Raw genomic sequence first — 10741 nt, forward strand, 5'->3', positions numbered from 1 at the left:
TCCTCAGGAGTACAGTCGCCCTGCCCCAGCCGCCCCAGGTCCACCAGGTGAGAGATGTCCAGCCACATAGATGAGCGGTCCACGCACGACAGACCCGATGCCGACCTCTACGCCGCGCGGGCGCAACGGCTCCGGCGGCGGCTGGAACGTCTGATCGGCATCGCCGCGACCGAGGGCAACAAGCTCGTTCCGCTCCGCAACGGTGACCAGATCTTCGCGTCGATGCTGGAGTCCATCCGTGGTGCGGAACACACCGTGGACATGATGACGTTCGTGTACTGGCGCGGGGACATCGCCCGCGAGTTCGCCGAGGCGCTGTCGGAGCGGGCGCGGGCCGGAGTGCGGGTGCGTCTGCTGCTTGACGGGTTCGGCTCGCGGCTCATCGAGAAGGACCAGCTGGCGATGATGGACGAGGCCGGGGTGGAGGTGGCGTGGTTCCGCAAGCCGTTGTATCTCTCGCCGCTCAAGCAGAACCACCGCTGCCATCGCAAGGTCCTCATCACGGACGAGGAGACGGCGTTCACCGGCGGGGTCGGGATAGCCGAGGAATGGTGCGGCGACGCCCGCGACGAGACGGAGTGGCGCGACACCCATGTGCGGGTGCAGGGACCGGCGGTCGACGGACTGGCCGCAGCGTTCGCGCAGAACTGGGCGGAGTGCCACGACGAGCTGTTCACCGATCGGGACCGGTTCGTCGACGCCACGGATCACGGCGACGCCGTGGTCCAGGTGGTGCGCGGATCGGCCGGCTTCGGCTGGCAGGACATGCAGACCCTGCTGCGTGTCGTTCTGGAGTCGGCCGAGGAGCGGGTCCGGCTCTCCACGGCGTACTTCGCACCCGACCCGTACTTCATCGGTGTGCTGTGCGACGCGGCCCGCCGGGGCGTCGAGGTGGAGATACTGCTCCCCGGGCCGCACACGGACAAGCGGGTGTGCAGGCTGGCCGGTCAGCATCACTACGAGGAGCTCAACTCCTGCGGCGTGAAGATCTACCAGTACCAGCCGACCATGCTCCACACCAAGGTGCTGACGGTGGACGGCATCGCCTCGCTGATCGGTTCGACGAACTTCAACCGCCGCTCCCTCGACCACGACGAGGAGGTGATGCTCGCCGTCCTTGACCGGGAGTTCACCGCGACGCTCGACGGTCACTTCGAGGAGGACGTGGAGCGGAGCACCCTGATCGACGGCGCGCGGTGGAAGCGCCGCTCGCCCGCGCAGAGGATCCAGGAGGCCGCGGTGCTGCCGATCCGCCGGTGGCTGTGACGCGTACGCACGGACGCGCCACCACGAGCCGTGGTGACGCGTCCGTGCTTCCCGCGCGTCCGTGCTTCCCGCGCAGCCGGTCAGCCGGTCAGCCGGTCAGCCGGTCAGCCGCCGACGTACCAGCTGAAGCCCCCGGACGAGGCGGCCACGGCCATCAGGACGACGAAGAGGATCACGTCGATGATGCCGAGGACGAGTCCGGCCTTCGCCATCCCGGCCCCGCCCTTCGCGGCCACCTGACGCAGGCCGAAGACGCCGAGAACGATGGCGACCGGGCCGAGGATCACGCTGAAGAAGACGAGCCCCACGATTCCGCAGACCAGGCTCGCGACAGCGAGACCGTTGGTCCCGGACCTGGGAGTGGCCATGGACGAACTGTCGTAGTGCGACATCACTCTCTCCCGTCGGTTCATCGTGCTGTGTGCTTACGGTGAAGTGCGGGTGCCCCTCTTGCGATGCCCCAATCACCCGGTTCCTGGGGGTGTGCCTGCTGCCGCCCGGGGCATACGGGCTGTCACCTGCCGTCTGTCAGGTGAAGGGAGTCGTCCATGAGCGAGTCTGTCGAGGCACGGCCGGAAACAACGGCCGTGATGACGGAGCCCGTGCCCGATCTGCAGCTTCAGCTGCTGATCCAACTGCTGGACAGAGAGCTGCGCTCCAGCCTGCCGATCACCCTCACGCTGGCCGGTGGCGTGCTCCACGGAGACGTGATCGGCCACGAGGCGTGGAAGGCCGACTGGGCGCGAAGCCTTCGTCAGGTCGAGGGCGAAGGCGCGAACCTGATCGCGGAGTTCCCGGAGACGGTGGACCAGGGGATCAGAGAGCTGAGCACCGGAGACGGCGCCGCCACGCAGCTGCCACGCTGGATCCATCTGAGAGACGCCACACTGGTCTTCGGCGGTACGGGGTCCCTGCGACTACCCCTCTGGCGCGGGCGGCTGTCCGACGTGTCGGGCTGGGCACTGGGACGGCCGCAGTGAGGGCAGGTGTGCGGGACGGCCGTCGGTCGCCCTGGGAATTTCCGGGCGCCTGAGCAGGCCCCACTGACATGATCGGTGGCATGAAGGTACTTGTGATCGGTGCGACCGGGACGATCGGCAGTGCTGTGGCCGGCGCGTTGGAGGTCTCTCATGCCTCTCATCAGGTCGTCAAGGCCTCCCGTGGCGCCCCGGTGAAGGTCGACCTGGACGTTCCCTCCTCGCTGGACGCGCTCTTCGGCGACGTGCCGGACCTCGACGCGGTGGTGTGCTGCGCCGCCAGCGGCCCGCTGGTGGACCTGGCCTCGGTGACGGACGCGGAGATCGCAGACGGGGTGCGGGGCAAGCTGCTGGGCCAGGTCGCACTCGTCCGGCGAGCCGTACGTCATCTGCGGGACGGCGGGTCGGTCACGCTGACGGGAGGCACCTTCTCCGCCCCGCTGGCCGGCGGCTCGCTGGGTGCGCTCGTCAACACCGGCCTGGAGGGGTTCGTCCGCAACGCGGCTCCTGAGCTGCCGAGGAATCTGCGTCTGAATCTCATCAGCCCCGGCTGGATCAAGGAGACCCTGGAGAGCATGGGTGCGGACGGGACGGGCGGTACGCCGGTCGCCGAGGTCGCCCGCGCCTATGTGACGGTCGTGGAAGGCACCGCGCAGGGCCTGACCGTACGTCCGTGAACCCGGGGCCCTAGGCGGTCAGCGCGGTCCCCGACCGGGACTCCAGCGCGGCGAGAAGCCAGTCGTGCGCGGACCCGGGCGTCGGCTCGGGCCGGTCTGCCGACGGGCTGACCAGCTCGGCCGTCAGTTCCCAGTACCGGTCGATGCGCGGGTCGGAGGCGAGCTGCCGGGCGAGAGCGCGGCGGAAGCCCGGGGTGTCCGCCGTGTTCCAGGCGCTCGCGTACGCGTCCACGAAGCCGTCCAGCGCCTCCCCCGGGCAGGGCGCCCTGCCCTGACGCATCTAGGTGGCCGCGAGGTCGTACGCCTCGGCCAGGCCCGCGTACAGCACGGCCGACTCATGGGCTCCCGCGGCTCTGTGCGCGTGAGGCTGGGTCGGCTCGTCCCCGCCGCACGGGCGGGACACCATCGCGTACAGCCGGGCGAAGGCGAGCACCTGGGGCGGATCGGGATCCTCGGGTGGCTGCGGGACCGCGATCTCCAGAAACGCGGTGACGGCCCTGGCCGGCATGCGCGGCGGCAGCCAGCCGCGCCAGAAGCGGGCCAGTGGTGCGGTGTCCGGCGGCGCGGTCACCGCGCCGATCAGGCGCAGCCGGTCGGGGCGTTCGGCCGCCGGGCATTCCTGCACCGCGCGGAGCGCCGCCTCTCGCCAGCGCAGCGCCCTCAGCTGGGAGCCCAGTTCGCGCAGTTGCCGCGCGACGGCATCCTCCAGGGCTCCGCCCGCCCGCCCCGCGGCCCCCTCCTCGTCCAGGACCCGGCGCACTGCGGAGACGGGCAGGTCCATGGTGCGCAGGGAGCGGATCATCCGTAGCCGCTCGAGGGAGTCGGGGCCGTACCTGCGGTGACCGCCGGTGCTGCGTGACGCTTCGGGCAGCAGACCGCTGTCGGAGTAGAAGCGGACCGTCTTGACGCTGACTCCCGCCCGCTGGGCGAGTTCACCGATGCCGCACAGTCCGTCGTACGACGAGAACACTTGAACCTCCCTCTGGGGGAGTTCCTACGGTACCCACGAGAGGGGCCGGCCGAGCGGGCCGGTCCGCGGACGAAGGCGTAGCGAGGAGAGACCATGACCGTGTTCATCCTGGTGTCCGGTGTGTTCACCGGCCCGCACGTGTGGGACGAGGCAGCCGCGCGACTGGCCTCGGCGGGAGCCGAGGTCCATGCGGTGGCCCTGACCGGACTCGGAGGGGCCCTCCCGTCCGCCGGTACGGAGATCGACCTGGAGACGCACATCGCGGACGTCGTCGCGGTGATCGACTCGGTCGGGCAGGGGGCAGGACCGGAGATCGTGCTGGTCGGCCACGACTACGGCATCCATCCGGTCGTGGGAGCCGCGGACCGGCGCGCGGGGTCGGTCGCCCGGATCGTGTACCTGGACTCGGGGCTGCCCCAGGACGGTGTCCCGGCCCTGGCCGCCGTGGCCGACCAGGGTCTGCGCGAGGAGGCGCTGGGGGCCGCCGAGGGCGGGAGGGCCGGCGCGGCGCTGCCGCCTCCGGCCCGTGACGCGTGGCAGCTCTGGGGCAGCACCGCGGGCGTTCCCGGCTCGGCGCTCGACCGGCTCACCGCACTCGCCTCGCCGCACCCCCTGGGCACGCTGCTCCAGCCACTGCGGCTGACGGGTGCGGCGGCCGAGCTGCCCATGGCCGGCGTGCTGTGCACCGGCAACGGAGCGAGCATCGCGATGGTCCAGGCCCGTGTGAACCTCGGCGAACCCAGCCTGCGGGCGCTGACCGGCCCTCGGGTCACCTTCTTCGAACTGCCCACGGGTCACTGGCCGATGCTGTCGAATCCCACGGCACTGGCGGTGACCCTGCTCAAGGCCGCGGCGGGCGAGGGCCGGCGGCTGACCCCTGTGGACGCCACGAATCCGCCCTCGCAACTGCTGCCGTTCCTGCTGGACGTGCCCGAACTGCCCCGCGAGCGGACGGACAACATCGATCTGTATCTGCCGCCCGACAGCGACGGCCCCCGTCCGGCGGTGGTGTTCGTCCACGGCGGCCCGGTGCCCGCTGAGGCACGCCCCACCCCCCGGGACTGGCCGGTCCTCACGGGATACGCCCGCTACGCCGCCGGCCACGGAGTGGTGGGGGTGACACTGGACCACCGTCTGCACGCCGTGACCGACTACGAGCGGGCCGCCTCCGATGTGGCGGACGCGGTGGAACGGGTCCGGGCCGATCCACGGGTGGATCCGGACCGGGTCGCCCTGTGGTTCTTCTCCGGCAGCGGCCCGCTCACCGCGGGCTGGATGGCGAAGCCTCCGCCGTGGCTGCGTTGCCTGGCGGCCGACTACCCCATCATGGCGCCGCTGCCGAACTGGGGGCGGCTCGACAGCCGGTTCTACCCGTCGGACGCGGTCGCACACGCGGGGTCCCTGCCTCTCGTACTCGTCCGGGCCGGGCTGGAGACCGCTGCTGTCGCGGTCACCGTGGAGGAGTTCCTGACCGCGGCGGGCCGGAGCGGGGCGGACATCGAGGTGGTCGACGTGCCGAACGGCCACCACGCCTTCGAGACGATCGACCGGACCGACGAGTCACGCGACGCCGTGCACCGCGCCATGGGCACCGTTCTGCGCCACCTGACGACCTGAACCGTTTTCCCCGGGAGGGCAGCGAGCGGGTGCGGGGTCGTGCGATCTGCATGACGCTGGAATGGGTGCCGCAGAGATCGACCGTCCGTTCGAGGAGGTTGCTGTGACGAAGAAGAAGGACAGCCTGGGCAAGGGCGACAAGGTGGCCTGGAAGAGCCACGGCCAGGACGTGACGGGCAAGGTCACCGAGAAGCACACGGACCGCACCAGTGCCGCGGGGCGGACCGTCGACGCCTCCGAGGAGGAACCGCAGTACGAGGTGGAGAGCGACAAGTCCGGCCGGTCCGCCGTGCACAGACCCGACGCCCTGCGGAAGAGGCGCGGCGGCTCCTGACCCCGGCGAACGGGGCCGCGGGCGGGCAGTCGGGTCACACGAAGAGGCGATCCCCGTGGCGGCTGCTGGCTTCGGAGCCCGGAACGTGATCGGGTTGACACCCCGCCAGCCGTACGGGGACCGAGCCTAGGGACACGGATGACGAACCGACAGCACCCGCCTGCACCGGACGCCGTCGTCGTGGGCGCGGGCCTGGCGGGACTGGCCTGCGCGCTCGACCTGTGCGTCGCCGGCCTCCGCGTCGAGCTGCTGGAGGCCTCCGACGGGGTGGGCGGCCGGATGCGCACGGACCGCAAGGACGGATTCCTCCTGGACCGCGGCTTCCAGGTCTTCAACACCTCGTACCCACAGGTGAAGAGGCGCCTCGACCTGCGCGCGCTGCGCCTGCGGCCGTTCACCCCCGGTCTCATCGCCCGTACGCCCTCCGGGCGGGTGCGGGTCACCGACCCCACCCGGCGGCCGGAGGACGCGGCACAGCTGCTGCCCGGACGTGTTCTCCCGGCCCGTGACCTCGCCGCCCTCGGTCTGCTCACCGCGCGTGACGTCCTGCTTCCCGCGAAGCGGCTGGGAGGCATGCCCGACCGCACCGCGTCGGAAGCGCTCGTCCGGGCCGGGCTGTCACCGCGCGCGATCGAGGACCTGCTGCGGCCGTTCCTCTCCGGGGTGTTCCTGGAGGAGGGGCTGGAGACCTCGGCGCGCTTCCTGCACCTGGTCTGGCGCAGCATGGCGCGCGGCACGCTCTGCCTGCCGGCCCGGGGCATCGGCTCCGTACCGGCCCAGCTCGCCGAAGGGCTGCCGGACGGCGCCCTCCGGCTCGGTGCGGCCGTCGCCGAGGTCACGGACTTCGGGGTGCTCCTGGCCGACGGGGGTGAACGGCCGACCGCCTCGGTCGTGGTGGCCACCGACTCCGCCACGGCCGCCCGTCTGCTTCCCGGCCTGCCGGTACCGGACAGCCGCACGGTGACGACGTACTACCACACGGCCGACCGGTCGCCGCTGACCGAACCGACCCTGCTGGTGGACAGCGGCCTCGCGGTCCTGAACAGCTGTGTCCTCACCGAGGTCGCCCCCACCTACGGTCCCCCGGGCACGGCGCTGATGTCGACCTCCGTCCTCGGCTCCGGCCCGCCCGGCGGGGACACCACGGTCCGCGCACGCCTGGCCGAGCTGTACGACGTGGACACGAGCACCTGGGACACGGTCGCCGCATACACCGTGGAGGGCGCCCTGCCCGCCATGCGGCCTCCCTGGCCGCTGAGCCGTACGACCCGTTTCGCGCGGGGCCGGTACGTCTGCGGGGACCACCGGGCCACCGGCTCGGTGCAGGGCGCGCTGGCCTCCGGGAGCAGGGCGGCGCGCGAGGTGCTCGCCGACCGTGCGGCGGCGCGGACCCCCGGGACGTGACCGGACGCTTCCGGGGGCGCGTGGACGACGCCGTCGTCGTGGGCGGCGGCGCCGCCGGACTCTGCCTGGCCGACCGGCTCATCAGGACCGGTACGGCGGTCACACTGGTCGAGGCCCCCGACGGACCGCTGCGCCCTCCGGAGCGCACCTGGTGCTACTGGGAGGCGGGTGCGGGCGAGTTCGAGGACGCCGTCGTGGCCTCCTGGGAGCGGCTGCGGGTGCGGGAGCCGGGCGGCGGCGTCATCGAGTCGGACTCCGCGCCCCTGCGTTACCGCATGGTGCGCTCGGGCCCCTTCGAACGGCTGGTCCACTCCCGGCTGGCGGCGTCCCCGGTGGCCCGCGTCGTGCGTGCCACCGCACACGAGGTGCGCGACGCACCGTACGGCGCCGAGGTGCGCTGCACGACGGGCGACGGCGAATCGCTCACCCTGCGCGGCAGACATGTCTTCGACTCGCGGCCCGTGCGACGTACACCGCCGCACCGCACGCTGCTGCTGCAGCACTTCCGTGGCTGGTTCGTGCGCACCGCCCTCCCCCGCTTCGACCCCGGCGTGGCGGACCTCATGGACTTCCGGGTCCCGCAGCCCAGCCACGGTCTCTCGTTCGGCTACGTGCTGCCGCTCGCACCGGACCTGGCGCTGGTGGAGTACACGGAGTTCTCCCGTGCCCCGCTCACGACAGCCGCGTACGAGGCGGCCCTGCGCCAGTACACGGGGGACGTCCTGCGACTCGGGCGGTTCGCCGTGGAGTCGGCCGAGCAGGGTGTCATCCCCATGACCGACGCACGCTTCCCCCGCCGGGCCGGCCGTGCCGTCTTCCGTATCGGGGCCGCCGGGGGTGCCACCCGCCCGGCGACCGGCTACACCTTCGCGGCCGTGCAGCGCCAGAGCCGCGCCATCGCCGCCGCCCTGCACAGCGGGTCCCCGGGGGTTCCGCCGCCGCACGGCCGCAGGGCGCTCGCCATGGACGCCGTGCTGCTCCGGGCCCTCGACACCGGGCGCGTGGACGGGCCGCGCTTCTTCACCGACCTCTTCCGCAGCATCCCCATGGAGCGGCTGCTGCGTTTCCTCGACGGCGGGAGCACGCCGTGGGAGGAGTTCGGGATCGGCCTGCGTACGCCCGTGGGCCCGATACTCCGCACCGCGGCCGAACTCCCCTTCCTCACCCGCCGGGCCACCGGCCGATCCGAAGAGAGCCCCCGATGACACTCCTGAGGGACCACGACCTGGCACACGCCTTCGATCACGCGTCGCACACGTACGACCGGCTCACCGCGCTGAATCCGGGCTACCGCTCCGATCTCCTCCGCTCGGCGCACCGGCTCCGGCTGCCGCGCGGCGGGAGGGGGCAGCGGGTGCTCGATCTCGGCTGCGGGACGGGCGCCTCCACACGGGCGCTGCTGCGGGCGGCCCCGTACGCCGAGATCACGGCGGTCGACGCCTCCGCGGGCATGCTGGAGCGGGCGCGTGAGAAGCGCTGGCCCCCGAACGTCCGCTTCGTGCACCGGTCAGCGGAGGACCTCACCACCACCGACGACGACGGCTCCTACGACGCCGTCTTCGCCGCCTACCTCTTCCGCAACGTGGCCGAACCCGGTGCGGTCCTCGATACCGTGCGCGCTCTCCTGCGTCCCGGTGGCCGTCTGCTGGTCCACGAGTACAGCCTCAGCGGCTCGCCCGTGCACCGGACCGTGTGGAACACGGTCTGCCGGGGTGTCATCGTCCCGGCGGGCACGCTGACCGGCGACCGCGCGCTGTACCACCATCTGTGGCGCAGCGTCCTGGCGTTCGACACGGCCCCCGTCTTCGAGCGACGGATCGCCAGGGCCGGATTCCCTTTCGTGCGGACCGTGCCCGTCAGCGGCTGGCAGACCGGGATCGTCCACGTGTTCCTGGCCCGGAGCGGCGTGGACGGCGTACGGCCCGAGGCGTCATGAGGGCCCGCAGGCGCCGCCCCGGTCCTGCCCGGCACGGACGTGACCGACGGGCCGAGGTGATCCTGCCGGAACCCGGGCGCGAGCGCTTCACCGGAGACGCGCCTTCGGCGGCGGTGGTCGGCGGGGGCATCGCCGGCCTCGCGGCGGCGACGGCACTCGCCGAACGCGGCGTCCACGTGACCCTGTACGAACAGGGGGAGTCCCTCGGCGGGCGCCTCGCCGGGTGGCCCGTCCGGCTCGCCGACGGGTCCGGGGTGACGATGAGCCGTGGCTTCCACGCGTTCTTCCGGCAGTACTACAACCTGCGCGACCTGCTGCGCCGTGCGGATCCCGGCCTCGGAATGCTCACTCCACTGCCCGACTATCCGCTCCGGCACCGCAACGGCATGGCGGACAGTTTCGCCCGTGTGCCGAGGACCCCTCCGTGGAGCGCGCTCGGATTCGTGGCGCTCAGCCCGGCGTTCGGCTGGCGTGACCTCGCCGCGATGAACCCGCGCGAGGCCCTGCCGCTGCTCGATGTGCGGGTTCCCGAGGTGTACGAGCGGTTCGACGGGGTCAGCGCCGCGGACTTCCTGCACCGGATCAACTTCCCCGAAGCGGCCCACCACCTGGCCTTCGAGGTCTTCTCCCGCAGCTTCTTCGCCGACCCGCGCGAACTGTCCGCGGCCGAACTGCTGCTGATGTTCCACATCTACTTCCTCGGGTCGTCCGAGGGGCTCCTCTTCGACGTGCCGCGCGAGCCCTTCCCCCAGGCGCTATGGGAACCGCTGGGCGACTGTCTGAGACAGCTCGGCGCGGAGGTGCGCACCGGCACCGCGGTCCACCGCGTCCGGGCGGCCGCCGGCGGGGACCTGACCGTGGAAACCGAAGGGGCGGCCGACCGCCACCAAGCCGTGGTCCTCGCCCTGGACACGCGTGGCCTGCGCCATGTCGTGGGCGCCTCGGAAAAGTTGGGGGACGAGTCCTGGCGCGCGGACATCGCGGCCCTGCGCACGGCGCCCCCGTTCCTCGTGTCCCGGCTGTGGCTCGACCGCCCCGCGCGCGCGGACCGGGCGGGATTCCTCGGCACCAGTGGTTTCGACGGGCTCGACAACATCAGCGTCCTCGACCGCTGGGAGGGCGAATCCGCCCGCTGGGCGGCGCGGACGGGCGGCTCCGTGGTCGAACTGCACGCCTACGCCGTCGACGAGGGCGCCGAGCCGAAGGAGGTCCAGCGCCGGATGCTCGACCGTCTGCACGAGGTCTATCCCGAGACCGCGAACGCCGGGACCGTCGACTCCCGCCACGAATGGCACGCCGACTGCCCCGTCTTCTCCGTGGGCGGGTACCGCCGCCGGCCCCCCGTACGCACGCCTCATCCCCGCGTGACGCTGGCGGGCGACCTGGTCCGCACCGGCCTCCCCGTCGCCCTGATGGAGCGCGCGGCGACCTCGGGCTTCCTCGCCGCCAACGCGCTCCTCGCCGGCTGGGGAATCCGGGGACAGGTGCTCAGGACCGTCCCGCGTGCCGGGCGCTCCCGGGCCCTGCGCGCCCTCGCGGGCCTTGCCGCCCGGCGCTGAC

General features: G+C 72.4%; 10 protein-coding genes and 1 pseudogene. 9 read left to right on the forward strand and 2 right to left on the reverse strand.

Annotated features, from left to right (window positions below; genetic code table 11):
* The first annotated feature begins 54 nt into the window (after positions 1–54).
* A complete protein-coding gene (locus ACIREO_RS06330) occupies positions 55–1266 on the forward strand; it encodes a phosphatidylserine/phosphatidylglycerophosphate/cardiolipin synthase family protein (protein WP_404105823.1) in 1212 nt (403 codons plus the stop codon).
* A gap of 104 nt (positions 1267–1370) precedes the next feature.
* Here the strand turns inward: ACIREO_RS06330 and ACIREO_RS06335 are convergent, their stop codons facing one another.
* Positions 1371–1658 (reverse strand): DUF4190 domain-containing protein, encoded by a 288-nt coding sequence (locus tag ACIREO_RS06335; protein ID WP_404105825.1) that lies wholly within the window; start codon positions 1656–1658, stop codon positions 1371–1373.
* A gap of 156 nt (positions 1659–1814) precedes the next feature.
* Between ACIREO_RS06335 and ACIREO_RS06340 the strand changes: the two genes are divergently transcribed.
* Together ACIREO_RS06340 and ACIREO_RS06345 are read left to right on the forward strand one after the other, a co-directional pair.
* Entirely contained in the window at positions 1815–2246 is a 432-nt protein-coding gene (locus tag ACIREO_RS06340) for a hypothetical protein (protein WP_404105828.1), read from the forward strand.
* 80 nt (positions 2247–2326) lie between these two features.
* The gene (locus ACIREO_RS06345) at positions 2327–2920 is read left to right on the forward strand and encodes a short chain dehydrogenase (protein WP_404105831.1); all 594 of its coding nucleotides are present in this window, start codon (positions 2327–2329) and stop codon (positions 2918–2920) included.
* 10 nt (positions 2921–2930) lie between these two features.
* Here the strand turns inward: ACIREO_RS06345 and ACIREO_RS06350 are convergent.
* Positions 2931–3890: pseudogene (locus ACIREO_RS06350) on the reverse strand (MerR family transcriptional regulator).
* A 93-nt stretch (positions 3891–3983) separates the two neighbouring features.
* Here ACIREO_RS06350 and ACIREO_RS06355 point away from each other — a divergent pair.
* From ACIREO_RS06355 to ACIREO_RS06380, 6 genes are all read left to right on the forward strand, one after another.
* Positions 3984–5507 carry an alpha/beta hydrolase family protein gene (locus ACIREO_RS06355; RefSeq protein ID WP_404105834.1) on the forward strand — a complete coding sequence of 508 codons (1524 nt, stop codon included), beginning with the start codon at positions 3984–3986 and terminating at the stop codon, positions 5505–5507.
* A 103-nt stretch (positions 5508–5610) separates the two neighbouring features.
* Positions 5611–5841, forward strand: a complete 231-nt coding sequence (locus tag ACIREO_RS06360) for a DUF2945 domain-containing protein (RefSeq protein WP_404105837.1) — start codon at positions 5611–5613, stop codon at positions 5839–5841.
* A gap of 138 nt (positions 5842–5979) precedes the next feature.
* Positions 5980–7245, forward strand: coding sequence for an NAD(P)/FAD-dependent oxidoreductase (locus ACIREO_RS06365; protein ID WP_404105840.1), 1266 nt, complete (start codon positions 5980–5982; stop codon positions 7243–7245).
* Positions 7242–8450, forward strand: coding sequence for a lycopene cyclase family protein (locus ACIREO_RS06370; protein WP_404105843.1), 1209 nt, complete (start codon positions 7242–7244; stop codon positions 8448–8450). Before ACIREO_RS06365 ends, ACIREO_RS06370 begins: the two co-directional genes overlap by 4 nt.
* Positions 8447–9181 carry a methyltransferase domain-containing protein gene (locus tag ACIREO_RS06375; RefSeq protein WP_404105846.1) on the forward strand — a complete coding sequence of 245 codons (735 nt, stop codon included), beginning with the start codon at positions 8447–8449 and terminating at the stop codon, positions 9179–9181. The genes ACIREO_RS06370 and ACIREO_RS06375 overlap by 4 nt, the downstream gene beginning before the upstream one ends.
* Entirely contained in the window at positions 9178–10740 is a 1563-nt protein-coding gene (locus ACIREO_RS06380) for an FAD-dependent oxidoreductase (protein ID WP_404105849.1), read from the forward strand. Before ACIREO_RS06375 ends, ACIREO_RS06380 begins: the two co-directional genes overlap by 4 nt.
* The last annotated feature ends 1 nt before the right edge of the window (position 10741 follow it).

The organism is Streptomyces sp. NPDC102441, from assembly GCF_044765585.1.
Lineage (GTDB): Bacteria > Actinomycetota > Actinomycetes > Streptomycetales > Streptomycetaceae > Streptomyces.